At 60.9% G+C, this 26,101-nt stretch carries 22 protein-coding genes; 10 read left to right on the forward strand and 12 right to left on the reverse strand.

All coding sequences use genetic code 11. The features are described 5' to 3' along the window. Positions 1-240 precede the first annotated feature (240 nt). From C0V97_RS14285 to exbB, 7 genes are all read right to left on the reverse strand, one after another. Positions 241-804, reverse strand: coding sequence for a membrane integrity-associated transporter subunit PqiC (locus C0V97_RS14285; RefSeq protein ID WP_127103238.1), 564 nt, complete (start codon positions 802-804; stop codon positions 241-243). Further along, positions 801-1,763 (reverse strand): MlaD family protein, encoded by a 963-nt coding sequence (locus C0V97_RS14290; RefSeq protein WP_127103239.1) that lies wholly within the window; start codon positions 1,761-1,763, stop codon positions 801-803. Before C0V97_RS14290 ends, C0V97_RS14285 begins: the two co-directional genes overlap by 4 nt. Continuing rightward, positions 1,760-2,530: an ABC transporter ATP-binding protein gene (locus C0V97_RS14295; protein ID WP_127103240.1), complete on the reverse strand. Its 771-nt coding sequence runs from the start codon at positions 2,528-2,530 to the stop codon at positions 1,760-1,762. The genes C0V97_RS14290 and C0V97_RS14295 overlap by 4 nt, the downstream gene beginning before the upstream one ends. A gap of 3 nt (positions 2,531-2,533) precedes the next feature. Then, a complete protein-coding gene (locus C0V97_RS14300) occupies positions 2,534-3,712 on the reverse strand; it encodes an ABC transporter permease (RefSeq protein ID WP_127103271.1) in 1,179 nt (392 codons plus the stop codon). 306 nt (positions 3,713-4,018) lie between these two features. After that, positions 4,019-4,903, reverse strand: coding sequence for an energy transducer TonB (locus C0V97_RS14305; RefSeq protein WP_233582187.1), 885 nt, complete (start codon positions 4,901-4,903; stop codon positions 4,019-4,021). Then, positions 4,900-5,334, reverse strand: coding sequence for a TonB system transport protein ExbD (exbD, locus tag C0V97_RS14310; protein ID WP_127103241.1), 435 nt, complete (start codon positions 5,332-5,334; stop codon positions 4,900-4,902). Before exbD ends, C0V97_RS14305 begins: the two co-directional genes overlap by 4 nt. A gap of 2 nt (positions 5,335-5,336) precedes the next feature. Next, positions 5,337-6,089, reverse strand: coding sequence for a tonB-system energizer ExbB (exbB, locus tag C0V97_RS14315; RefSeq protein WP_127103242.1), 753 nt, complete (start codon positions 6,087-6,089; stop codon positions 5,337-5,339). A gap of 137 nt (positions 6,090-6,226) precedes the next feature. Between exbB and C0V97_RS14320 the strand changes: the two genes are divergently transcribed. From C0V97_RS14320 to C0V97_RS14350, 7 genes are all read left to right on the forward strand, one after another. Beyond that, on the forward strand, positions 6,227-6,910 hold the full coding sequence (locus C0V97_RS14320) for a Fe2+-dependent dioxygenase (protein WP_127103243.1): 684 nt from the start codon (positions 6,227-6,229) through the stop codon (positions 6,908-6,910). Between the two features lie 433 nt (positions 6,911-7,343). Continuing rightward, positions 7,344-9,551 (forward strand): TonB-dependent receptor, encoded by a 2,208-nt coding sequence (locus tag C0V97_RS14325; RefSeq protein ID WP_158625434.1) that lies wholly within the window; start codon positions 7,344-7,346, stop codon positions 9,549-9,551. Next, positions 9,551-10,960, forward strand: coding sequence for an amidase (locus tag C0V97_RS14330; RefSeq protein ID WP_127103245.1), 1,410 nt, complete (start codon positions 9,551-9,553; stop codon positions 10,958-10,960). The genes C0V97_RS14325 and C0V97_RS14330 overlap by 1 nt, the downstream gene beginning before the upstream one ends. Before the next feature lie 23 nt (positions 10,961-10,983). After that, complete coding sequence (locus C0V97_RS14335; protein WP_127103246.1) at positions 10,984-11,166, forward strand: hypothetical protein; 183 nt, start codon at positions 10,984-10,986, stop codon at positions 11,164-11,166. After that, entirely contained in the window at positions 11,163-12,542 is a 1,380-nt protein-coding gene (locus tag C0V97_RS14340; RefSeq protein ID WP_127103247.1) for a sodium:solute symporter family transporter, read from the forward strand. The genes C0V97_RS14335 and C0V97_RS14340 overlap by 4 nt, the downstream gene beginning before the upstream one ends. Before the next feature lie 356 nt (positions 12,543-12,898). Next, positions 12,899-14,731, forward strand: coding sequence for a dihydroxyacetone kinase subunit DhaL (gene dhaL, locus C0V97_RS14345; RefSeq protein WP_127103248.1), 1,833 nt, complete (start codon positions 12,899-12,901; stop codon positions 14,729-14,731). A 27-nt stretch (positions 14,732-14,758) separates the two neighbouring features. Continuing rightward, positions 14,759-15,886 carry a zinc-binding dehydrogenase gene (locus tag C0V97_RS14350; protein ID WP_127103249.1) on the forward strand — a complete coding sequence of 376 codons (1,128 nt, stop codon included), beginning with the start codon at positions 14,759-14,761 and terminating at the stop codon, positions 15,884-15,886. A gap of 72 nt (positions 15,887-15,958) precedes the next feature. On the opposite strand, the gene C0V97_RS14355 is transcribed toward C0V97_RS14350, so the two are convergent. Continuing rightward, complete coding sequence (locus tag C0V97_RS14355; protein ID WP_127103250.1) at positions 15,959-16,801, reverse strand: PhzF family phenazine biosynthesis protein; 843 nt, start codon at positions 16,799-16,801, stop codon at positions 15,959-15,961. A gap of 172 nt (positions 16,802-16,973) precedes the next feature. Between C0V97_RS14355 and C0V97_RS14360 the strand changes: the two genes are divergently transcribed. From C0V97_RS14360 to C0V97_RS14370, 3 genes are all read left to right on the forward strand, one after another. Then, entirely contained in the window at positions 16,974-18,296 is a 1,323-nt protein-coding gene (locus C0V97_RS14360; RefSeq protein ID WP_158625435.1) for a carbohydrate porin, read from the forward strand. Between the two features lie 291 nt (positions 18,297-18,587). Beyond that, a complete protein-coding gene (locus C0V97_RS14365) occupies positions 18,588-20,885 on the forward strand; it encodes a TonB-dependent siderophore receptor (RefSeq protein WP_127103273.1) in 2,298 nt (765 codons plus the stop codon). A 101-nt stretch (positions 20,886-20,986) separates the two neighbouring features. Next, entirely contained in the window at positions 20,987-21,586 is a 600-nt protein-coding gene (locus C0V97_RS14370) for a tetratricopeptide repeat protein (RefSeq protein ID WP_127103252.1), read from the forward strand. Between the two features lie 97 nt (positions 21,587-21,683). Here the strand turns inward: C0V97_RS14370 and C0V97_RS14375 are convergent, their stop codons facing one another. The 4 genes from C0V97_RS14375 to C0V97_RS14390 form a co-directional block, all read right to left on the reverse strand. After that, positions 21,684-21,968: a hypothetical protein gene (locus tag C0V97_RS14375; protein WP_127103253.1), complete on the reverse strand. Its 285-nt coding sequence runs from the start codon at positions 21,966-21,968 to the stop codon at positions 21,684-21,686. A 309-nt stretch (positions 21,969-22,277) separates the two neighbouring features. Then, entirely contained in the window at positions 22,278-24,020 is a 1,743-nt protein-coding gene (locus tag C0V97_RS14380) for an AMP-binding protein (protein ID WP_127103254.1), read from the reverse strand. 51 nt (positions 24,021-24,071) lie between these two features. Beyond that, complete coding sequence (locus C0V97_RS14385) at positions 24,072-25,454, reverse strand: autotransporter strand-loop-strand O-heptosyltransferase (RefSeq protein WP_127103255.1); 1,383 nt, start codon at positions 25,452-25,454, stop codon at positions 24,072-24,074. Further along, on the reverse strand, positions 25,451-26,101 hold a 651-nt coding region (locus C0V97_RS14390; protein ID WP_127103256.1), incomplete at its 5' end, for an autotransporter strand-loop-strand O-heptosyltransferase. The genes C0V97_RS14385 and C0V97_RS14390, both read right to left, overlap by 4 nt.

Below are 26,101 nucleotides of genomic sequence, written 5' to 3' on the forward strand. Positions count from 1 at the left end.
AGCTCTCTCCCGGAAAGAGAGAGAAGTCCATGAACTGCCGAGTAGGCTCTTGGTCTCGGGGCGGAGGGGGCGTTCTCCAACCCGGGAGTTCCACCGGGATACAGAGCAGATCTTGTGCCCCGCCTGATCGCCCTCCCGTCATTCGGGAGAGGAGGCGGGGGGTATCTGCTCGCAGCGTTGCCCGATCCCAGGGCCATGCGCCAGCCCGGATGGGCCGGCCCGTCGGCCTGTCCCGTCGGTTCAGCCCGCCGATTCAGCGGCGATACGATCTGCCAGCTTCTCGAAAAGCTGACGCAGCAGGGCGGCCTTCTCCTGATCGGTTGCAACGCTGCCCTGTACGCTTTCCATGCTGCGTCCCTGTCGGACAGGACGCGTTTCGTCGCGGGGCAGGCGTGTCCAGCTTGCCAGAACCACAGCCTTGCCATCGCTCGTCATATCCAGACGCTCCATGGTGATGCTGAGCCGTGAGTCGGGCGTCTCAACCGGCGCATAGGCGGTCACCATTGCCTGCGGCCAGTCCTGGGACAGACGTGCGACAATCAGGTCGGTCGCCGACTGGGAGAGGCGGCTGGCCCAGCGACCATTGCTGCTGCGCAGAAGACGACTATCGTCGCGTACAAGAATATCTTGGGTGTCGAGATAATCCGGCATGACCACGCGCGGAACATAGACCACAGCTGCATTGCGCGGTGGTGTCGCGACTGGCCCCGCGACGGGCGCGAGCGTGTAGAACTGGACCGGTGCGGAAGCACAGGCAGAAAGCAGCCCCAGAGCGACCGCAGGAAAAAGATGGTGCAGTCTCATTGGCGGCGTCCTGTCAGGAGAAGTTGCGGGTTGCGCTCGACGTCATTGGCGAAGCCGCGCAAGGCGGCAGCTGCCGAGGCGATGTCACGCAGGGCGGAATCCAGATTGGCGCGATCTATCGAGCGCGGGGAGGTCATGCTTTGCAGATTGGCCAGCGTCTTGTTGGCCGTCTCCATGGTGCTGCGGCTGTTCTGAAGCAGCAGATGCAGTTCCTGCCCGCGGGCGGAGAGCTGTTCGGTCCCGGTGCTGGCAAGGCGGTCGACGCTTTGCAGCGTATGGAGCAGTTGCGGCTGGAGCGTGGTGATCATCTGGTGCGCCGCATCCACTGTTTCACGGCTGTGGTCAGATGTGGCCTGAACGCTGTCGGCCAGGGCGGGCAGGCGCTGATCGAGCGTTTCGGCCAGATGGTGGACGATCGCGAGCGTGGCCGAGGCATCGTCGCTGAGTTTGCGCAGGGGGAGATGGGTCAGGGTATTCGTAATGGCCTGTATGGAGGATTGGCGCGTCGGAATCTCGGTCACATCCGTCAGTTCGGGATGGAGCACGGCCGGGGTGCCGGGGGAGATATCGAGATCGATCTGCGAGGTGCCGGTCACGAAGCTCTTGAGATTCATCTCGCCCCGAAGGCCATGATCGACCAGATCATGCAGGCTGGGCAGATGACCGTGTTTCTCACCAGCTACGAGGATATCGTCGCGTCTGAGTGTCACATAGACGGGGATATAGGCTTCGCGTGTTTTGGGATCATACTCGATCGCGATTCGATCGACCGCGCCCACCTGAACACCCCGGAAATTGACCGGCGCTCCCACGGATAGCCCGTTGGTTGACCCCCGGAAAATCAGGACAGCCCGATCCATGTGGGTGAAAGGGTGAAAATTACCGAAAAAGACGAAGGCGCTGATCATGAGCGCCAGGCCTCCGAGAACGAACGCACCGACGAGGGCCTGTCTGTTCATGATGCGCTTCCTTCTTCATTGCGTTGCCTGTTCATGAAGGCATGAACCTGCGGGTCTGTACTATTGTCGCGCAGATGACGCGGTGATCCGTGGGCGATAGGACGCTTCGTCAGCGCGTCGAGAAAAATTCCATCATCGGCAATCGTGAACAGGCTCGGCAGTTCGTGGCTCACGATCACGATGGTGGCGCCAAGCCCGTCGCGCAAATTCAGGATCAGATCATCCAGCCGCGCAGAGGTGATGGGGTCGAGTCCGGCAGAGGGTTCATCGAAGAACAGGATATCGGGGTCAAGTGCGAGAGCGCGTGCCAGTCCGGCGCGTTTGCGCATGCCGCCACTGATTTCGGCCGGGGTCAGATCGATGGCGTCCTGAAGGCCGACGAGCGCCAGCTTGAGTTCGACCAGACGTCTGATGGCCCGTGCATCGAGCCTTGTGAACATCTGTAGTGGGAGGGCAACGTTCTCGCCCACCGTCATGGAGCTCCACAGCGCGCCGCTCTGGAACAGGACGCCGAAGCGATGATTGATTTCTGTTCGCTGGGCATCGGAGCCTGCCCAGTAATCTTGCGTGCCGACGCGGAAGCTGCCGGATTTTGGGCGAAGCAGACCGATCATGCTCTTGAGCAGCGTCGATTTGCCGCAGCCGGAGCCACCCATCACGGCATAGATGCTGCCCCGTCGTACTGAGAGATCGATATCGGACTGGATGATTTTCGGACCAAAGCCGAGCGTCACCCCCTGCATGGTCATGATTGGATCGTCACTCATGGATCAGATCCCCACGCTATTGGCGATAACGGCGAAGATGGCATCGAGCGCGATTACGCCGACAATGCCGATCACCACGGCATGGGTGGCCGCAATACCGACATCGGCTGCGGAGCGCCCGGCCTTGAGGCCGATACGGCAGCTCGTGAGCCCGATGAACGCGCCGAAAACGATGCTCTTGATGAAGCCGAAAAAGAACTGGCTGATGCCGAATGCGATCACGGTCTGATGGAAATAACCGAGGCTCGTTATGTCGAGCATCGAAATGGCAACGACATAACCGCCCAGCATGCCGATCAGACAGCCGTAAAGATACAGAAACGGCATGGTGACGACGAGAGAAAGCACGGCAGGGAGGATGAGGTAAGAAGACACGGATATGCCGAAAACCTTCAGCGCATCGATTTCCTCATTGCCCTGCATGGTCGAGATGCGCGCGGCATACGCGCCACCGGTGCGTCCGGCCATGATGATGGCGGTCATGACGGCCGCCATCTCACGCACCGTCGCAATCCCCACGAGGCTCGCCACATAGATGCCTGCGGCGAATTTCTGGAGCTGAACCGCGCCGACGAAGGCGAGAATGGCCCCGACAAGAAAATTGACCACGCCTACGATCAGAAGGGCGGAAGGGCCCGCATTGAACAGATCGCTCAGCAGGTCGCTGCTGCGTAGCCCCCCCTTGCGAAACAAGGAGCGATATCCGGCAAGGGTCGTCCGTCCTGCCAGACCGGCGACAATCCCGATCTCGGCCAGAACCGCTTCGGCCCGGATCCCGATCTTCTCCAGGAACGGTGTTCTGGTTCTGCGTGTAGGGACGACCGGTGCGGTCTGCTCAGGCAGCAGATCGAGCAATCGCTGCATGGGATGCGGAAGCGTTGCCATGTCGAAGCGTACTCCCGCCGCATCGCAGCCTCGACGGACATCCCAGAGAAAGGCGACGAGCCCGGTATCCCAATCGGTGATGCCCGATGTGTCGCAGCTTATCGTGGTCGCCCCCGCTGCCGAAAGCCCCTCGTCCGAGAAGGTCGGGAGGGCAGCATCGTGACTGCGCCATGAGCCGGTCAGCACGAGGCAGAGGGTCTTTTCCTGCAACACGGTCTGATACTGCGCTGCCCCGTTCAGGGCCTTGCCGCTCGACGGTGTCCTGCCAGCGGGGGAAGGAGCCTCCGTCAGGACCATGGAAAACTCGCGGGATTCAGTGCCATCATGCTGCAGCATTCTGATGGCTCGAGCCGCTGCTTGCAAGAACGCGGCACCCTTCGGGATCGGGTGCGGGGCAAGTTGTGATCATATCACGCCAAGATGTGATCGACGCGATAATCGGCGCCTTAGTGATCTCCTGGTGGAAAGCTGCGGGCAGGAGGCGAGGGATTCCGGGAGACGCTCACGCGCCCTGTGTGTCCGTTCCCGGCGCCCCCGTGCTCGGTGTCTTCATGTTCGAGGCCTGGATGCCTAGCGCCGCAGCGTCGTCTGGAGGCTGCGCTCCTAACGTTCCTCCATATAGAACTCGACCGGCACGGTCAGGGTGAGCGTAGCGCCGGTGATCGTATCGGGCGGGCTGGGCAGTGGCTCGGCGCGGCGCACAAGCGCCAGGGTTTCCTCATCCAGAAGCGCATAGCCGGTCGGGCGGACGAGCACCGCTGAGAGCACATGGCCTTTGCGATCCATGGTGAAGCGCAGCATCACGGTGCCTTCCTGATGCTCCGCCTGCGCCTTGGCCGGATAGCGTTTGAAACGCTCCAGCCGTGCCAGCAGGGTGCCTTGCCAGCTCGCTTTCGCTGCCGAAGCCTCGCGTGTTGATGGTTCGCCCTTCGCGTTTGTGGCCGAAACGGTCGAAGGTGGAGCATCCGAGGGGGGCGGTGCCGTATTCGCCGTGGACTGGGTCGATACGGGCGGCGGAAGATGCTTGGGCACAGGTGGCGAGGGCGTGACCTTGCGGCGCACAGGCTCAACCTTGATCTTTTTCGGAACCGGCACGGGGGGCAGTGGCGCGGGCGAGGGCGGGGCCATCACCTCGGGCGGCTTTTCGGGCGCAGGAGGCTCCGGCGTGGCGATCTGGGGCGGTCCGGGCGGCTTTTGCTCCGGCGGGCTTGGTACACTGGCGGGTTCAGGGGCGAGATCGATCGCAATGGCCGCGGGAGGCGGCGCGTAGGGCGGGGGCGTGGCGGGGCGCAGTTGCGCCACCGCCCAGAGCGCGAGCCCGGTTGCCACGACGATCGCCGCTGCGGAGCATCCGCCAAGACGGCGCTGGCGCTGGGCCTCGATCTGCTGGTGACGCTGGTAGACCGCTCGGAAGGAGAGGGACCCTTCCGACAGGGAAGGGCCGGGTGGCGCGGCGGGCAGGGGCGTGCGGAAATCCCTTGCGGTCACGGCGCGTCGCCCTCCTCCTGCCCCTGCAGGTTGACGAGTGCCACCTTGAGGAACCCCGCCTTGCGCAGGAGATCCATCGATTTCATCAGCGTCTCGTAATCCACTGTCTTGTCAGCGCGCAGAAAGATACGCTCGTCCTTATGCCCGTTGGTGAGCGTCATCAGCTTCGCGGGCAGCGCATCATTGCTGATGTCTTCCTCGCCCAGAGCAAGGCTGTGATCAGCCTTGACGGTCACGAAGATCGGATTGGCCGGGCGTGGCGCTGGTTTCTCGGTCGATGAGGGCAAATCGACAGGAACGTTTACCGTGCTCAGCGGCGCCGTGACCATGAAGATCACGAGCAGCACCAGCATGACGTCGATGAGCGGCGTTACATTCAGCTCATGGGCATCGAGTGCCGTATCATCGGCATGGCGCATGCGCAGCGCCATGGTCAGCGTCCCGCCTGCTCGGCGCGTGGTGTGGCGAAGCGGAGTACCTGTCCGCCCCCACCCTGAACATGCAGTCGGCTGAGATCGCGGGAGACGAGGCGCAGGATGAGTGCCGTCAGGTCCCCGACCTGCGCCTTACAGCCAAGGCACTGACGCGACAGGAAATTATAGATCACTACGGCGGGAATGGCGGCCACGAGCCCGAGCGCCGTGGCAAGCAGGGCTTCGGCAATGCCGGGGGCCACGACGGCCAGGCTGGTCGCCTTGGTTGCGGCAATGCCGGTGAAGGAGGTCATGATCCCCCAGACCGTCCCGAACAGTCCGATAAAAGGTGCGGTTGCACCGATCGTGGCCAGAATGCCCGTCCCCCTCATGAGGCGGCGGCCTTCCGCAGCTTCGAGGCGCTCGAGATGGAGCATGATGCGCTCCTTGAGCCCCTCTCGGTCTTCCAGCACGTCGGCCGAGCGCGTCCATTCATTTGAGGCGGCCAGAAGCAATGCCCTCACGATGCCGATATCGGGGCAGAGATCATGCGAGGCGGATAGGGTCGGCGCCTCTTCCAGCGTCAGTTCGGCCCGCGCGAGAGCGCGCCGGACACGCATCACCTCGACCACCTTGGCGACGAAAACCGCCCAGCTGATGACGCAGGCGATGATGAGGAGCATCATGACGCAGCGCACGACAGGGCCTGCCCCCAGGAACATTTCCCATGGGGTGAAGGGAAGGGAGGCGAGATCGCCAGTGGGCGCAGCCATGGGGCTCTCCTGATTTCGTGAGGGCTTCCGCCCCTGGGGCGTGACCTGTTCTTGTTACGGGGTGTAACCGTGGGCTTGAGATGTGTTAATCAGATTCATTCTCAATTACAAGAACTCGATTGCACAGGAGAGCGCGCATGCTGGTTCACATTCCCAATGTCCTGACGCCGGAAGAGCTGCGTCACTGCCGTGAAACCTTGGAACGCGCGGCGTGGCTGGACGGCAAGGTGACCGCCGGGCAGCAATCGGCGAAGGCCAAGCATAATCTGCAGGTTCCACAGGATTCGGAAACCTCGCGCGCGCTTGGCGAGATCGTGCTGAGGGCACTTGGGCGCAATCCCGTTTTCAATAGTGCCGCCTTGCCGTTGCGTGTGTTTCCGCCCCTCTTCAACCGCTATGATGTCGGGATGAAATTCGGCGCGCATGTGGATAATGCCATACGGCCTATCCCCGATAGCGGCTTTCGTATCCGGACCGATGTATCTTCCACCCTCTTCATCACCGGGCCGGAGGAGTATGATGGGGGCGAGTTGGTCATCCAGGATACCTATGGCGAGCAGCGCGTGAAGCTGCCTGCCGGTGATATGGTGGTCTATCCTTCGACCAGTCTGCACAGCGTGAGCGAAGTGACGCGCGGTTCGCGCTGGGCGTCGTTTTTCTGGAGTCAGTCCATGGTGCGCGATGATACCAGACGCGCCCTGCTTTACGATTTCGACAGATCGATCATCGAGACCCGCAAATCCCTGCCCGATGATCATCCTGGCGTGCTCGGGTTGACCTCCACCTATCACAATCTGCTGCGGCAATGGGCCGAACTCTGAGCCGTATGCTGACCGAGGCGCCGAAGCCGGTTCTGTGCACCCTGCCGCCAGGCGCGTAAGGAACGCCGGGCCGGTTCTGCCAGCAGGTATGGAGGATGCCACCTGGAATGGTCGCTGGCCTATCCTCCCGAGACGCGGTTAGAACCTTCTGATGGTCAATGGATCACGGAAGGACCGGTCAGATCGCCCGTATTGCGTATTGTAACTCTGTTTTCTTCTTCCTTATCATTACGAAAACGAATCGTATTGGTCGGAGGGAAGCGGCATGAGGCGTATCGGGCCCATCACGGCATATGGACCTCTGATCATCGCAGCCCTCGTCATGAAAGGGGGCACTGCGCTTGCTACTGTGCCCCCCGGTGTTTCTGGAGGGAGGTCTGACACTCAGGGCCCATCGCATTCCACGCGCGCGTCGTCCTCTACGGTGCATCCTATGCGGGTAACTCCTCCCGGGCCGCGCCCAGCAAGCGATCGGAAAGCGGCCTCGGCAGTTCGTCAGCCGGGTCTGGAACAGATCACCGTCACCTCCGAGCATCGACGGGAAAACCCGCAGAAGATTGCCACGTCGCTGAGTGTGATCAGCGGTAGGGAGCTGGCTGCGCGCAATGTAAATTCGGTGTTCGATCTGCAATATCTGACGCCCTCCTTGCAGGTGACGCCGCAATTCGGCTCCGGCCAGCCCGATTTCGAGATACGCGGCGTGGGTCATCAGGACTACGGTTCATCGAATGTGTCGCCGGTGGGCGTGACGATGGATGGGGTCGCGATACCCGTGCCCTGGGCCAGTAACGGCCTGATGTTCGATGTTGCCCGTGTCGAGGTGCTGCGCGGCCCTCAGGGTACGCTCTACGGGCGCAACACTACGGGCGGTGCGATCAATTACGTGTTCAATCAGCCGACCGATCATCTGGCCGCCGGGGCCGACGTGCAGATCGGCTCCTTCAGTGCTCAGAAATACGATTTCTTCCTTTCGGGGCCGGTCGCCGCTCATGTGCGTATGCGCCTCGCGGGTGAGAGCCAGCAGGGCGGCGCCTGGCAATATGACGGGGCAGGCGCCCATCTGGGCGCCACTGATCGCACGGCTCTGCGCTGGTTGACCGACATGCAGGTGACCGACAGGCTCAAGGCGGCGCTCGATATGCATGGCAGCATCGACCGGTCCGATGGGGCGGGGCTGCATCTCTTTGCGCCGCAGACAACCCAGGCGGTCTATCGTCCGGGGGCACCGGTTTTCCCGCAGGATCATGAGCGCGATATCACGCGTTGGGGAACATCGACCAGCTTCGCGCGCCTGATAGGTATTTCACCCGGCGACAAGCCCTATCATCATATCGATACGGGCGGGGCAAGCTTCAAACTCGATCAGAGCCTGTCCTTCGCGACGCTCAGTAACCTCGCGAGTTATGACGTGTCCTCGCGCCGGGAATATGACAATTTCGACGCCTCTGCTCTTGCTCTGGCCGATGTCGCGTTCAACAGCCGCGCCAATGTGTTTCAGGACGAGCTGCGTCTGGTCTCTACCCCCGGCAAGCGCCTCGACTGGGTCGCTGGTCTTTATTACGGCAATGAGTATCTGGCCGATCAGTATTATTCCGGTTTTACCGATGCCACGGGCCTTGATCGTGGCGTCTTTTACAGCACCAAGGTCAACACGATCAGCGGGTTCGGTCAGGGCACCCTCAAGCTATTGCCCCGATTGCGTCTGGTGGGCGGCGTGCGTGTCGAGCATGAATCACGCGATCTGCATGATTATCGGGCGTTCACCTATGATCTTGCTGGCAATGTGCTCAATCCCGGTAATCGGGTGGCGCGGCGCACGCTGGATTACACCCTTCCGTCATGGAAAGTGGCGCTTCATTATGATCTGGCGCCTCATGACTTGCTGTATGTTTCCGTCTCGCGTGGGATCAACTCGGGTGGCTACACGACCTATAATACGACCAATGCCCAGGCTTCCTCGAATCCTTATCAGCCCGAGAAGCTTCTGGCCTATGAGATCGGCAACAAGCTCGATATTCCTGCCGCCCATCTGCGCCTGAATGTCTCGGCCTTCTATTACGACTATCACGACCAGCAGGTGCTCTCTGCGGCGGTCAATAGTCAGACCGGTCTGATCGGGGCTATCGCCAATGCGCCGCGCTCCCATCTGGCGGGTGGTGAATTCGAGGCTGATTGGTCCCCGCTCAAGGGGCTCATGCTCACCCAGTCCGGCGGGTGGGCTGTCGGCCAGTTCGACAGGTTTGACGCCGTCTATGCTGCGACGCGGGTCAATGGTGTCTTTGTGCCGGTCACGCAGAACAAGAAAGGTGTCTCGCTCCCCGCCCCGAAGCTCACCTTCAATGGCTCGGCGGTCTATCGCTGGCGCATGGGAGGCTATGAGGCGAGTCTGGGGCTCAATTACAGCCTGCGTTCGACCTATCGCTCTCTTTTCGGGTCCCTCTACGATGTGGCAGGCTACACGCTCTGGGGGGCAACGGCGTCCTTTGCGCCGCATGAGGGATGGTGGAGCCTGAGCGCGTTCGGCAATAATATCCTCGACAAGAAATATGACGTGACGCGCAATTTCTTCCTGACAGGAGATAACATCGGCCTGTCTGGCATGCCCGGTGTCTATGGTCTGCGTTTCGGAGCGCATTACTGATGCATGATCTCTCCATAGGCGCGCTGCGCGCAGGGTTCTCCGCGGGTGGTTTCACGCCGCGCGATGCGATCGAGGCCGTTCTGACCCGTATCGCGGCGTGGCAGGCGGCGACTCCCCCTTTGGGCGGGCTTTGGCATCTTGAGCCCGAGATGGCGAGGCAGGAGGCCGATCTCGCCACTAAGCGCTGGCGTGACAACAGGCCTATGGGGGCGCTCGACGGGATTCCCGCGACGGTCAAGGAACTGATCGCGACCCAGGGCGTGGCTGTGCCTCAGGGCTCAGCGGCCACGACGCTCGTCCCGGCGAGAGCCGACTCACCGGTCGCGGCACGCCTGCGCGAGGCAGGCGCGCTGATTTTCGCGCGTACCACAGTGCCGGATATCGGGATGTTGTCGTCGGGCGTATCCAGTTTTCATGAGCTGACACGCAATCCGTGGAATCTGGCAGCCAATCCCGGCGGATCGAGCGCGGGCGCTGCTGCGGCAGCCGCTGCTGGATATGGGCCCGTCCATATCGGCACGGATATTGGTGGGTCGGTGCGTTTGCCCGCCGCCTGGACCGGGCTCGTCGGGTTCAAGCCAAGCCAGGGGCGTATTCCCATCGATCCCTATTATCTCGGGCGGTGCGCAGGGCCGATGGCGCGTTGTGTAGAGGATGCGGCCGAGATCATGGCGGTGATCACCCGGCCCGACCGACGCGATGCGACAAGCCTGCTCTATCAGGCGATCGACTGGGCGCAGCCGATCACGAGCGTGGCCGGATTACGGATCGGCGTGATGATGGAGGCTGGATGCGGCATGGCGCTGGAAGCTCCGGTGGCGGAGGCCGTGGAACGGGCTGCGAGGCTTTTTGAAGCGCATGGGGCGCGTCTTGTACCGGTGGGGCCCATTCTCGACCGTTCGCTGCTCGACGGTTGCGATGTGTTCTGGCGTGCGCGCGCCTGGGGGGAGTTGAGCCGTCTTTCCCCCGAAGCGCGGGCGCGGGTTCTTCCCGCCATCCTCGCCTGGGCACGAACCGGGGCGGACGTCAGTGGTGTGGAAGCCGTGCGGGGCATGAGCGGCAGTTTCACCCTGCGGCAGAGAGGGGCAGCCCTGTTCGACGGGCTCGACGCAGTGATTTCGCCCGTGACGCCCAACGTCTCCTTTCCGGCGGAATGGTCTTCGCCGCTTGATGATCCGGCAAACAGACCTTTCGAGCATATTGCCTATACCCTGCCCTGGAATTTTACCGAACAACCCGCCATCTGCCTGAATGCCGGGTTCGGCCCGGGCTTCGACGGCCGGACCATGCCGATAGGGGTTCAGATCGTGACCGATCGCTTCGAGGATCTGAAGGCGATGCAGCTTGCGCGCTGGTTCGAGCGTCATGGGGATGCCGCAGTCACCTCCTGGCCGGAACCGGGCAGGTGAGAGGGAGGATCAAGCGCCGCAGTATGCCCCTGATCATAGGACTGCTCCTGCCTTTCCTGCTCGTGCTCGGGCCTGTTCCCTTTCTCTATGGGGCTTCCTGGCGGCTGGAGGGCATCCCAATGGCGGTGATCTGGCTCTTCGTCTGCATCCCCCTTATTGCGTTCTGCCTCCTGATCGCGTCGCGTCTGACGGATGAGGACGCATGATTGCACTTGGTTTCGGGCTCGTCCTGTTCGCGGCACTCTGTCTCGCCCTGTTTTCGCGTCGGGGGCATCATGAGGCCGATCCGCGCGCCTTCTTTGCTGCCCATGGGCAGTTTGGCGTTGTGCTGTTCTTTCTGCTCTCGGTGGGGGAGACCTATTCGATCGGCTCGTTGCTCGGTTTCCCCGGGGGCATTGCTGCAACGGGGTCGATCGATATCGTGCTGTGGTTCGTGGGGTATATCCTGCTTGCCTTCCCGGTCGGGTTTTTTCTCTATCCGGCGCTCTGGCGGGCGGGACGACGCAGCGGTGCCATCACCCTCCCCGATCTGGTAGGGGCCCATTACCGGAGCCGCATCGCGGAGTGGCTGACCGGCCTTGTCCTGGTCATGCTGATGCTGCCCATGGGTACAATGCAGTTCGTTGGGCTCGCTGGCGTGCTGTCGCGTCTGGGGCTCGGCTTTTCGCCACTAGTCCTTGCGGGCTCCGCGGCGTTCATGGCGTTCCTGTTTGTCGCTATTGCGGGATTACGGGCAGCGGCGCTGATTTCCGTACTCAAGGACACGCTCGTGCTTCTGGCCATTCTTCTGGTGGCAGGGCTCACGCTCTGGCATTTTTCCGCCGAGCAGAGCCGAGGACTCGCAGAAAGTCTATCTTCCGGTGGGGAATCAGCCAGTTCGGCCTGCGCCATGATCATGAGCACGATCATCGTGCAGGCCGTAGGGTTCTGCGTCGCCCCACAGGCCGTGGCCGCCATTTTCTCGGCGCGTAGCCCCGCCGTGATCCGTCGGGCGCAAGTCTGGATGCCGCTTTATATGGCGCTGTTTCCATTGCTTTTCGTGGTGGCGGCCTACGGGATGACCCATGCCGGGTTGGGCGGTACGCCGGATCAGATCTTCCTGGCCGTGACCAGCCGCAGCCTGCCTGGTTGGGTGGCGGGCATTGTCTATGGTGCGGTGGCCCTCACGGCTCTGGTCTGGCTTGGGTCCGTCTGTCTCAGCCTTGCGGCCATCGTCACACGCAATATCGTGCCCCATGTACCGCCGGCACAGCAGAAACGGGTGGGATTGCTGGTTATTGCCAGCTATCTGGTCTTCGCTGTTGCGACGGCCGCCATGCATCCGGTGCTGCTCGTCTCCCTCAACAAGCTCTTTTATGTCGGGCTGGTCCAGATGCTGCCCGGCGTGCTGGCCTGCGTGGCAGGCTGGCGCGTTGCGCCGCTTTTCTATCTTGGGGGGCTGGGGGCGGGGCTGGCCACTGGCTTCGGCCTCGCAGCCAGTCAGGCGAGTCTCGGCGGCCTCAATCCGAGTGTGCCGGCCCTGGCTGTCAATGCTGTTGTCATGGCCCTGGGCTGGGGTTTCAGTCGCAGGATGCTGCGCTGAAATCGGATCTTGCCCCCTGATGAGGTCTTCCAGAGGGCGCTCGCAGCTGTGTTAAATCATGTCTGTGCTTCATGTGACGTGCACCATAACATTGTGACATGAAACTGAGCAGTCTCCTAAGCGTCCCGGCAAGATAGCGCAGAGAGGGGTGGCTATCGGCAACCCATTGCAAATGCGAGATATTTTACGCGATGGAAGGAAGCCGGGAAGCCGATTGGCCATTTGGGAGCATTTCGATCCTACATATTGGGTAACGAATATCACTCTCGTTAGTGTGATTTCGTTCATAATGGCTGTTACGGTTATGGTTCTTGGGCACACAGGGTGTTTTCCCGGCACGCAGTATGGGGCCCATTATGGATCATTCAATCGTTCACGCAGCGCATACCGGTCATGGTGATGGCGCTTCGTCCCAGTCTCCCGCAGCACGGCCCAAGCTGGACCGCATTTTCAACGATCCCGATGGCGTGGTCGAAGACGGCGTGCGCGGTGCGCTTCTCGCTCATCCGGATATCATCGTCGAGACGGCCAACCCGCGTGTCGTCAAGCGCGCCAAGACCACGGGCCGCCGCAAGGTCGGCGTGATCACGGGCGGCGGTTCGGGTCACGAGCCCGCCTTCCTCGGCTATGTCGGCACGGGCCTTCTCGACTCCGTCGCCATTGGCGAGATATTCTCCTCCCCGACGGCTGTGAGCTTTCTCGACGCCATGAAGGAAGCCGATACCGGCGCCGGCGTGGCCTGTCTCTTCGGCAATTATGCCGGTGACACGATGAATGTCCGCATGGCAGCCCGTGACGCGCAGCAGGCAGGCATCAAGGTCGAGACGGTGGTCGCTACCGACGATGTCGCATCGGCCCCGGCCAGCGAAGCGGAGCGTCGTCGTGGCGTGGCTGGCGAGATCCTGATGTGGAAGGCCGCAGGCGCCCGCGCCGAAGAAGGCGCTTCGCTGGATGAGGTGATCGCCGTGGCCCGCAAGGCCATCGCCAATACCCGCTCCATCGGTGTCGGCCTCACGCCCTGCACCATCGTTGCCAACGGCCACCCGAATTTCTCGATCGAACTCGGCACCATGGAAGTCGGCATCGGCCATCATGGCGAGCCCGGCGTGTCCGTTCAGGAACTCGGCCGCTCGCGCGACATCGCCAAGCTGATGCTCGAGCACATCCTGCCCGACCTGCCTTTCACGAAGGGCGACCGCGTGACGGTGCTGCTTTCGGGTCTGGGCGCCACGCCGATCATCGAACTCTACGTGCTCTATGCCGATGTGGCCGATCTCCTGAAGGAGAAGGGCATCGAGGTGGCGCATCGCTTCGTTGGCAATCTCTTCACCTCGCTTGAGATGAAGGGCGCCACCCTGACGATCATGAAGACCGATGAAGAGCTGGACCGCCTGATGGCTGCGCCCGCCGAGTCCATTGGCCTGGTGCGTGTCGGTGCCGGTGCGGCACAGGTTCAGGCCGCTGAAGCTCCCACGGCCACGGCCGAACCGGTCGAGGCGCTGGTCAAGACCGCGACGGGCGAGAAATACGTGCCCAAGAGCGGTATTCCCGTGGCCGAAACCACGAAGGTCATCCCGGCCCTGGTCGATGCCATTGTCAAGGCACGCGACTGGCTGAGCGAGATCGACGGCAAGATCGGCGATGGCGATCACGGCATTAACATGGCCAAGGGCTTTGCCCGCTGCGGTGACGCCCTGGGTGCCAACCCGCCGGTCATGGAAAAGGGCCTCGATGCCCTGTCCGACTCCCTGATGGCCGGTATCGGCGGCTCGATGGGCCCGCTCTACGGTCGTTTCTTCGAAGGCATGGCGATCCCACTGCGCAATGTCGAGTTCCTCGACGGCAAGCTTTTCGCCCAGATGCTCGACGGGGCGCTGGCCGGGATCAACAGCCTTGGCAATGCCCGCGTGGGTGACAAGACCCTTGTCGATACGCTGCAGCCTTCGGTTGAAGCCTTCCACAAGGCGCTGGATGACGGCAAGTCGTTCGAGCAGGCCCTGATCGCGATGTCGGAAGCGGCAGAACGCGGTCGTGACTCCACGGTCGATCTGGTGGCTCGTATCGGCCGCGCCAGCCGACTGGGCGAGCGGTCACGCGGCGTGCTCGATGCCGGTGCGACCTCCTGCTGCCTGATCCTGCAGACCATTGCAAAAGAACTTGAGGTCCCGGCGCGCAACCACAACGCCTGATCTGCCTCAATCCAGAAAGACAAGACCATGAACAAGATCGTCACACCTGATCTGGGCGCCCTGCAGAAAGAAGCAGCCAGCGTCGCTCTGCCGGAAAAAATGATGGCCGTCGTCGCCTACGAGCCCGGCGATTATCGCTGGGAAGAGGTGGATGTGCCCCGCGCCGGTCCCGATGACATCATCATCGAAGTCGAGACCGTCGGTATCTGCGCCGGTGACATCAAGTGCTTCCTCGGCGCGCCTTCCTTCTGGGGCGACAAGGAACAGCCCCGCTACGTCAAGCCGCCGATGATCCCGGGTCACGAGTTCATCGGGCGCGCTGTCGAGATCGGCGAGAACCTGCGCGGCCAGTACAAGATCGGTGACCGCCTGATCAGCGAGCAGATCGTCCCCTGCGACGATTGCCGTTACTGCAAGGGCGGGCAGTACTGGATGTGCGAACGTCACGACCTGTACGGCTTCCAGAACAACACGAACGGCGCCATGGCGAAGTATATGCGCTTCCCCAAGACGTCGCGCACCCACCGCGTTCCGGAAGACATGCCCGCCGAGGCTGCTGCACTGATCGAGCCCTATGCCTGCTCCGTTCACGCCGTGAACCGTGCGAACATCCAGCTCGATGACGTGGTGGTTCTGGCCGGTGCCGGTACGCTGGGTCTGGGCATGGTAGGCGCTGCCCGCCTGAAGAACCCGAGCAAGCTGATCGTGCTCGACACGAAGCAGGACCGTCTGGATCTGGCCAAGAAGTTCGGCGCGGATATCGTGATGAACCCGCTGGAAGAAGACGTGGTGGCCAAGGTCAAGGAACTGACCGGTGGCTATGGCTGCGATGTGTATATCGAAGCAACCGGCCATCCCTCCAGCGTTCGTCAGGGCCTGCACATGATCCGCAAGCTCGGCCGCTTCGTCGAGTTCAGCGTGTTCGGCGATGAAGTGACCTGCGACTGGTCGATCATCTCCGATCGCAAGGAGCTGGACGTGCTCGGTGCCCATCTGGGTCCGTATTGCTACCCCTTCACCATCGCCGCCATTGCCGATGGTCGTCTGCCGGTCGAAGGCGTGGTGACCCATTCCCTGCCACTGGATCAGTGGAAGGAAGGCTTCGACCTGATGAAGAAGGGCGACAAGTCCATTAAGACGGTCCTTGTTCCGTAAGGTCGGTTATCTCCGAGACGACCCTGTCTCTGCTTCGGAAGGCGGCTCCCCATGGAGCCGCCTTTCGTCGTTTCAGAGGGTGAGCGTTCCCGCGATACGGGGCGTGACGGTGCCACCCACCCAGATCGTGTCGTCTTCTTTCCGGATAGAGACGCGCCCACTGCGCCCCAACGCCGTGCCCTGGCTCGCCAGATAGGTTTCGGGGGCCATAGCCTTGCCAATCATCCATTGCGCCATGGCGGCATTGAGACTGCCGGTCACAGGGTCCTCGAAACCCTGGTTCTGACCCACGAAGGCCCTGATTTCGAAAGCGGCGCCTGTTTCATCGCGTTCATTCTGCCACGGCGCGACGATGCCGTAGAGATTATCGCCCATTTTCGACCAGTTCGGCGTGACGGCCAGGACATCGCGTCGCTCACGCAGGGCGAGGAGCTGCCAGGGTGGCCCGTTATCCCCCCAGGCGGCGTCGAGGATATCGTCCGGGGTCAGGCCAAGTGCGTCACAGGCGGTCTGGCGCTCCTCGGGCGTAAGAGCGCCGCTGCGCCGCTGCAGTGGCGCCGCGAAAGCGTAGCGTCCGGCCTCGACCTTGACGCGTACCAGTCCGACCCCGCATTCCTGCACGATCATGCCGTCATGAGTGTTGCCCGGAAGGAATGCCCAGACGGAAGCCGTGCCGAGTGTAGGATGCCCCGCAAAGGGGAGTTCACCGCCGGGTGTGAAGATTCGCACGCGGTATGAGGCCTCGGGGGTGGTAGGGCGCAACAGAAAGGTCGTTTCGCTCAGATTGGTCCAGTTCGCGATACGGGCCATCAGCGCGTCATCAAGCCCGTCGGCATCGAGAATCACCGCCAGAGGATTGCCGGCGAAGGGGGCAGCGGCAAAGACATCGACCTGCCGGAAGGGATGGTCGCTCATGATCGACCCTTTCAGGAAACGGGGGAGACGGATCACAAGCGTAACAGACAAAACATTGCTCGGGCCAGACAGGCCGAAAATCGCCACAAACCGTCGATTGAAACGACGGGCTGGAAAAGCGGCGATAAAGTCGGGGAGAGGAAGAATGGGGCGCTGGGCAAGACACGGAGCGATGTTCGGGCTGGGCCTTGTCGCGGGGTATACCGGGCTGGTGCAGATCAAAGCGGCTCATGCCGATTCCGGCACAGTTCTGACAAGCCTCGCTTCCCTGCGTGATCACGGCGTGATGCTTCACGTGCAGCATACCAATGAGATGCAGGCCATGATCAATGCCCCCACCCCGGATCAGGGATTGAAAAAAGGCGTCGGGAACGTCGGTATTGCGACCTATGGGGCTGATATCGACTGGGAGCGTCTGGCGGGCGCACGCGGCATTTCAACCCATATCGTGCTGGCCAGTGGCTATGGCAGCCCGACGAGTCATAAATTCGGCGATTACCTCACCCCCAGTCAGGCCACTTATGGTGGGGTGGGCAATGTGGTCATTCATCTTGTCTCTGCCTATGTCGAGAAATCCATGCTGTATGACCGCGTTAATGCGGCGGCGGGACGCATGACCTTTCTGTCCGATTTCTCGGCCAACCCGCTCTATTGCAATTTCATGAATGCCTCGTTCTGCGGCAATCCGAGAACGGCTGCCGATAACAAGGCGCATGCGGCTTTTCCCATGTCGAACTGGGCAACCCGTGCGCGCGTGCAGATCAGCGATGTTCTGATTGCGCAGGCGGGGGTGTATCTCACTGAAACCGAGGCCATTTATACGCATCACCAGACGCGTACCGGCTTCAAGTTCAACGGGGCCACAATCGATGGTGTGGCGCTACCAGTCGAACTAGCCTGGTCGCCCCATGGCGGCGGCAAACGCGCGTTGCCCGGTCGGTACAAGATCGGGTTTGTCTATGATACGGCGCGGCATGACTCGCCTTTTCAGACGGGGAGCGGCCAAAGCCTCTATCTGACTGATGGGACGCCACGACGCCTAAAGGGATCATGGTCCGCATGGGTCATGGCCGATCAGATGGTCTGGCGCTTTCAGGGCAGGGGACCGGATGCCGGCCTGACCGTACTGGGCGTGGCGTACTGGAATTCGCCCCGCACCCAGTTGCGCAAGGCGCAATATTCCTTGGGTTTCCTGATGCGCGGCATGGTCAAGTCGCGCCCCGCGGACGCGATCGGGGTCAATGCTTCATGGGTACAGGTTTCGCGCTCTGTCGTGCATGCTCAGCGTGAGGCGGTGCGTCGTAACGGCAAACTACCCCGACATGTGCGCTTCCCCCAGGATGGGGGGGGCGTCATCGAGGCCTTCTATCAGATGCATGTGTGGCGGGGGGGCTCCATCGCACCTGACCTCCAATATTACATTAATCCGGGTCTTCAGCCCGGATTGCGTAATCAGTTGTTGCTGGGGGTCAAAACGCATGTCGAGTTCATCTGAATCCTGACTGCGGCATCGAGAACTGTGGCGGTGAAAGCACAGTTTTACCGCGAGTTAAGAAAGATTTTAAGAATCGTTTGCATCTCGGCGTTACATGGCAGAAACACGTCGCCGAAGACGGTGCGCCGTGATTCTGAGTATTCCTTCCGGGTGGAGAGGGATGCGACAGAATGATCCCAACGATGATCCTGTTGTGTCAAAACATTTCAGAGGTCATGCCGGATTGTCTTCGTGATCGAAAACGAATTTGTGGTGGATCATATGCCCGAAGACTGCGCGTTTCCCGGAGAGATGCAGAAGAATAGCGAGCTTCACTCGAAGCTTTCCCCTGGATACTCAGGAAAACAGAAACGCCTTCTTCTCCTGGCGTTGACCGCCGGCATGGGGCTGGGTGCTGCTGAGGAAGCTGAGGCCCAGGAAACGACGGCTACGGGCACCAAGACCGCCGAAGGGCAATCCATCGCTCTTCCTGCCGTGCGCGTGCATGGCAAGGAGCAGATCAACACGCTCAACACCAACACGACGACCCTCGATATCGGCCGTATGCCGGATAATGTGCGTGAAACGCCCCAGACGGTCAGTGTCGTGCCCAAGCAGTTGATCGAAGAGCAGCGACTCTTCACCCTCGATCAGGCGCTGTCCAACGTTCCGGGCATCACCATGTCTGCGGGTGAGGGCAATGGCGGTATGAACGGCAACCAGTTCCGCATCCGTGGCCAGCAGGCACGCGGCGATATCTACGAGGACGGTCTGCGCGATTTCGGCAATTATGTGCGCGACGTTTACAACACAGAAAGCGTCGAGGTGGTGAAGGGACCGTCCGGCCAGTATTTCGGTGCAGGCAATGTGGGCGGCGTGATCAACCAGACGCTCAAGAAGGCGCATAGCGGCAATGCGTTCGGGGCCGATCAGTCCTTTGGCAGCGGCATGCAGTATCGCGGTTCGGCCGATGCCAATTACGAGATCAACGCCCATACCGCCCTTCGCGTGAACGGCATGTACAACAAGCAGATGGTGGCGGATCGTAACAATGTCCGCAGTGATCGCTATGGCGCTGCGGCTGATCTGGGTGTCGGGCTGGGAACCAAGAACACCTGGCATCTGAATTATCAGTGGCTCGGCAGCCGTGGTCGCCCGGATTACGGCGTATCGATGATCCAGATCGGCAAGACCTATCGTCCGATCACGGAATATGGCCTGCCGCGCAATACTAATTATTCGCGCAATTTCGACCGGGACATGGGCAATGTGCACATGGTCACCTCGAAATTTGCTTCCGAACTGGCCAAATGGCTGACGCTCTCGAACGATACGCGTTATTCGCATTACACGCGCAATTTTGCAGCAACGACCCCCGCGGCCTGCTCCGGGGCCTGCGCGACATCGTTCCTCGCGGGTGGCAATCCGACACTGGCCTACGGTGCCGGAGGCGGCATGGGCTATGATCAGGCCGGTTGGGGCGTGCAGAATGTCACCATGGGTCACTCCAAGTTCCGGACCGGCTTCATGCACCACGATATCCGTGCCGGTGTCGACATCAACTACACCAAGGATGATCGCCTCTACGGCACCTGGATCAATCAGGTGAACAACCAGAAGATCCGTACGCCGCAATTCGAATATCCGGGCACGATGCTGACCTTCCCGGCAACGGGCAGCCGCACGGCGGATTTTCGCGATCTGGGCCTGTTCCTGGCTGACAAGATCCATCTGACCAAGCAGATCTCGGTCTATGGCACGGTGCGCTGGGACGACTATCGCTCGACCTATTGGAGCGCAGCCCAGTCGGCGATCGGTGTGCAGAAGCAGAAATCGAACAAGTTCAGCCCGTCGGCCAGCCTGATGTATGAGCCGCTCGAGAACACGACCTTCTACTTCACCTTCTCGCAGTCCTATAAGCCTGTCGGTACGGATGTGTCCTCACTCACCATGAGCTCGACCAGCATCGGCGACGTGGCGGCCAATGGGCGCGATCTCAAGCCGCAGCGCAGCGATCTTTACGAACTGGGCGGCAAGGCCGACTTCTTCAACAAGCGCCTCGGCGTGACTGGCGCGATCTTCCAGATCGAGCAGAACAACTCCTTCACCTATGACGATGACGGCAACATCATCACCGGTTTCCAGGATGCGGGCTCCGGCCGTCGCATTCGTGGTCTCGAAGTCAGCGCGTCCGGCAAGCTGACCCGCGACTGGGAGATCTATGGCTCCTATGCCTATATGGGCGGCAAGGTCACGAACAGCGCGCTCTATGGCGGTAACCGTGCCCCGCAGCTTCCGGCGAACAGCCTCTCTGTCTGGAGCACCTATGACGTGTCTCGTCTGGTCCTGAAGCCCAATAACGGCAAGTTGCAGGCCGGTGGTGGCGTTCAGTATTCCTCGGGTTACTGGTCCAATGAAGGCCGCACAGGGCGCATGCCGGATAACGTGTCGCTCAACGGCATGATTTCCTACGACATCTCGCATTACCATGTGCAGTTCAACGCCAATAACCTGACCAATCATCGCAACTACGCCTCGGCATTCTCGACCTCGCGTGCCGTGCCGCTTTCGGGCCGTACCTTCCTCGGCTCGGTCGGCCTGCGCTTCTGATCTGATGATATGGGCTCGACCGGCCTTCGGGCAGGGAAGAGCGCGCAGAAGGGGAGTGGTCGCAAGACCATTCCCCTTCTGCACATGACAAGGCCTGATGCATGACAGTCGCGAAACTGGTTCCGCCTTCCGTAACGGAAGAGATTGGAGGCGAAGAGAGCGGTCTGACGATGTCGCTTCCACATCCTGCGCCAGTTCTCGATGAGCGTCTGAAAGCTGCGCTCTATCTGGCCCAATGGCATCTGGACCGAGGAGAGAGGCATGAAGCATTCCGGCTTTTTGCTCAGGCCGCGCAGTCGGCGCATCCGGCTGCACTCAATATGCTGGGACGCGCTTATGAGCGCGGTTGGGGAACGCCGCGCGATCTGGAACGCGCCATAGCCTGCTTCGAGGCTGCGTCAGCAGGAGGAGAAGGATGGGCTTTCTATAATCTTGCCGATCTCCACCTCACCGGGCAGGGCGTTCCATGCGATCCTGCGCGCGCGCATGATGCCTATGTTGAAGCGGCGCGCCGGGGCATAGGCAAGGCCTTCAACATGCTGGGCCTGCTCCATGAGGAAGGGTTTGGCAGTGTTCCCGCCAACATCGACCATGCCCGTGCCTATTACGAGGCCGGCATGACCTGCGGCGATAGGGCAGCAGGCCTCAATCTGCAAAGGCTGGAATCCGCGCAGGCTGGACTGAGTCCGAAGGGCGATTGACCAGGGCGGGAGCGCTGCGGCCAGCCGGCAAGAGTGCCGTGTCCAGCGCCCTGCAAACGTATCTGGCTTGCTGGGCCTGTTCCGGTTCCGCCCTGACTCAGTTGACCGACGCTTCCTTGCGTTCACCCATGGCGAAGGCCTTCAGAATGGACTCTGCCAGAAGCTTGGCTGCCTTGGGGGGCAGACGCAGATGGGCGGTCGGGGCGATGACGATCTCATTGCCGTGGGGGCGCTCCGCTGCAAGAGTGACGGTGATGATTCCGCCGACATGACCATAGACGGGAACGTTATCGGCAAAGATGATCGGCGCGGATTCGGCGTTGAGTGATGCAATTCCCTGCGCGATCTGGTGCAAGATCTTGTCTGAGGTATTATCTGCCATTTTGCAGAGTGCCTTTGATTATTGATAAAACGCAGCCTGATCGAGCTGGCGCCAAGAATGTCATATCGTGAGCACACCCACAAGCGCGGTACGCGGACATGGCGCAGAGGCAGATATCCCGAGTACTGTGCCCTGTGCATAATGGACCCTGCCCCTGCAGGACAAGGCAAATATCCTCGAATATCCGTAATGTGAGCGTATCCTCGCCCATAGGTGCGGGCGGTGAGAGAGGGCAGGGACGCATTCTCCTCCCGCCAGCCTCGTCCCGCACGGCTCTCTTTTTGTGCCCGAACCGGGAAAATCTCGTGATCAGATCATCTGGGTCATGCCAGTTGCGATCGGTGTGTGTGTGTCACCCGAGGCGAGGATGGAGGATGGCTCTGCCAGGATATTTCCGAGGGTCAGGTCGGCTCTGATCTTGCCGCTTGGTGTGCGGATGACGAAGCCCTTGCGCATGAAATAAAAGGCGAAACGATCGATACGGTAGCTTTTCATCGTATCGGCCATGGCCTGACGCAGGGCTGGGATGCGGGCAGCATCCGCGGTTTCGATCATTAGACAGGGGAGGTCCCGCTTTGGCAGTTCGGGCGGAGCGACGATACAGAGTGCTCCATCCATTGCCTGGCTCAGAGAGACTGCGATGTCATTCGTGTAATAGACATTCCCATCATAGGCGAATTTCTCGCTCAGCCGACCGACATGGAACAATGCGCCCTCGTGAAGAAACCCGAAATCCTGTGTTCGGAGATAGCGGGTGCCGTCGTTGATGACAAAACACTGGGCATTGCGCAGAGGATTGTTGAGATAGCCGACGCTCACACTGGGACTATCGATCCAGATCTCTCCTACCCTGCCTTCAGGAAGAAAAACCTGCAATTCCGGATCCACGATATGGACATGCTGGTCTTCATGCGCGGTCCCGCAACTGGCGAGTACCGTAACAGCATCGGCGTCATCGGTGCCGGTCACGACTGCCTCGCCGTTGCTGAGCGCGAGACGATCGAACGATACCAGGGAGACGCCATGCCCCTTGCGTCCTGATGTCACCAGAAGCGCATTTTCCGCCAGTCCGTAGCAGGGGTAGAACGCCGCGCTCTTGAAACCCATCGGGCCAAAAGTGGCGCTGAATTTTTCCAGGGTATCCGGGCTGATATTCTCAGAACCGTTGAAGGCGATGTTCCAGCGCGAGAAATCCCAGCGGGGTGAAATCTCTTCGCCCGACAGGCGTGCGCAATAGCGATAGGCGAAATCAGGGCCGCCAGAAATGGTGACGCCATAGCGGCTGATTGCCTCAAGCCAACGCGAGGGCTTCTCTATGAATTTGTCGGGTGCCATGAAGTAGAAGGGATTTCCCGCAGCCAGAGCCGGTAATACGGCGCCCACCAGCCCCATGTCATGGGTGAATGGCAGCCAGCTCAGACCGGTATCATCATCCTGATATTGAAACGAAATAAGCTGTGCATGAATGTTATGGCAGATATTGCGGTGGCTCAGGCACACCCCTTTCGGGTTTTCGGTGGAGCCAGACGTATATTGCACGAGAGCGAGTGAGTCCGATGTCAGTGCTGCGGGGGCGATAGGCCGAGGAGCATTCAGGGCGCTCTCGAGAGGGATCCACTTGACCGCGTTGGCGTCGGGTAGATGGAACAGGGTGAGCGTGTCGCGCTTGCCCAGAACGGCCTGCGCGCCGCTGTCCTGCAGGATGAAGCTAAAGCGTTCGCTTGCACCGATAGCGCTGGGATAGATTCCCGAGACCGGAATGTGCCCGGCATACAGGCAGGCAAAGAAAGCGACGATATAATCCAGACCGTTTTCGAAAAGCAGGATGACGCGCGCGCCTGTCGGGAGCAGGCGCGCCAAGTGGGCTCCGGCCAGTGACGCCCGGTTGTGGAGTTCTTCGGCGCTGAGCCTGTCGGTGATGTTTTCCCCATCGCCGAGAAAAAGGAAGATTGGATTGTCCTTCCTGGTGAGTCTTCTGAATTCCAGCAGATCGACCAGGGTGCGCTGCTTCCATGACTCCGCGCCGACAATCGCCTGATCTTCTTCATACATTCTATAGGGCCTGTTTGCTGAGATCTGAGACCGGAGGGGCGAGAGGCCTGCTCACGCAGGCGCGCCATCGGTCAGTTGATGGTGGAGCGCTTCGCAATGGGCGATCACGTGTTCGGGCATGATGAGTCGGGTGCACTCGAAATGCCGCGAGGTATCGGCGTGGCGTGGGCAGAACAGCAGATTACCGTGCTCGAAAGGCGTCCTCACGTCATGCCAGCAGCTATTGCAGACATGCGGGTTGAACACGCGATAGGGCGTGTGAAACTCGTTCGACGGGTGTGTGAAGCCGCTTATCATCACCACCGGTGTTCCCGCCGCCCAGGCAAGCCAGGAGAGACCGCTGGACAATCCGATAAAAAAGGCGGCATGGCGCAACCAGTATGCCCGTTCGGTCAGGGGGCGCGCTCCGGTTTCGTCCCGAACCCCATGAGGCATGTAATTCCAATGGTTTCTGTGGCCGCTGATCGCCTCACGGTCGATACAGACCACTTCATAACCCATTTCCTTGAGGCGCTGGATGACCGTGGCCCATCCGAACGGATTATTCCAGTATTTGCACTGGCTCGACGCTTGCGTGGCGATTACCACGTAAGGCTGCTCGATTGGCCGCTCCGTTACCGGCCATTGATTGATGCGCGGAGGGGTCTCGCTGTCATCGACGCCGAGGATATGCGCGGCCGTGCGATGAAGCCCTACAAGACGGAAATCCGATGGCTGCCAGTCATGCGCCTCGTCCTGAAAATACAGACCGATATAATAGGTGGCGTAGAAATTTTCCCGGTTCGCCTCATATTCGGCAAAGCTGCAACAGCGTATGCCCGGATACTGCCCTGCGAAGAGTTTGCACGCCGCGTCACTCATGGCGACAGTGAGGCGGCAAGCGTGTTTTTGTTGAAACTTCACAGCGTAGGAGAACCAGCCAACCGCATCGCCCAACGTGCTGCCGGGCAAGAGTATCGCGACCTCGCGATCACGGCAGTCATATTCGTGAACGACGACGATGCTGTCATCATCAAGCGATCGGACTTCGATACGTGCGGAGATGAAGTACTTCTTCGACCCCAGGATCATGCAGTTGCTGGCGGCGTCGCTGTAAAGACAGACCGATCTTTCCATATCGGTCAGGGTGACATGCCAGCGTCCGGCCGGGACGCTGATGCGAGCCCCTGCGTTGAAGTCAAAGGCGATGCCATGGGCTTCCCGCTGTGTCGGATGGGGGGCTGGATCAGGAAAAGCCGTGTTCGAGGGTGATGCGACCGAGACGGGCTGCCCCCCAGACGAGGGCGCGCTGATCGGTGCGGCGCTGTCAGACCCTGTTGCGGCACCTTCAGCGATCTGGACAGGGGGCGCGTTCTCGTTCGGCGCGGCTGCGTCGGTGCCTCCCTGAGGGTCGAAATTCAGGATGGAGTCGATGATTGAATCAATCTTGCTCATGACCGTACCTGCCCAGGGACGTCCAGCCTGTCTTCAGGCGCGTGCGGCGGGTGGGTATCCAGGCTATCGCATGGCTGTGCCATTCCCGGAGAGGGGCGTGGGGTCGACACTCCTGATGATTCTCTTTCGGCGATCAGGCGGTCCACCGTCTGGGCGACCTGCTCATAAGAGATCATCTTCGTGCATTCGAAATCGCGCTCCGTATTCGCATGGCGCGGACACCACATGTAATTGACCCGCTCGAATTCTACTGTCACGTCATTGGAGCAGCTATTGCACACATGCCGGTTGATGATGCGATAGGGGGTTTCGAACTCGTTGAACGGCTCGGTAAAACCGCTGATCATCACCACGGGGCAGCCCGATGCCCAGGCGAGCCAGGAAAGCCCGCTTGAAAGGCCGACGAAAAAATCGGCGTGAGCCAGCCACCGCGCGCGCTCACTGAGTGGAAGGGCACCGGTCATGTCCTCGGCTCCATACGGAATATGGTGCCAGATCGTACCATTACCGGCTACGCGGTCGCGATCGATACAGATCACGCGATAACCTTTCTCCTTCAGATGTTTGACGAGGTTGGACCAGCCATACGGGTTATTCCAGTATTTGTTATGTCCCGTCGCCTGGGTGGCAATACAGACATAGGGCTC

The organism is Asaia sp. W19, assembly GCF_003994335.1.
Taxonomy (GTDB): domain Bacteria; phylum Pseudomonadota; class Alphaproteobacteria; order Acetobacterales; family Acetobacteraceae; genus Asaia.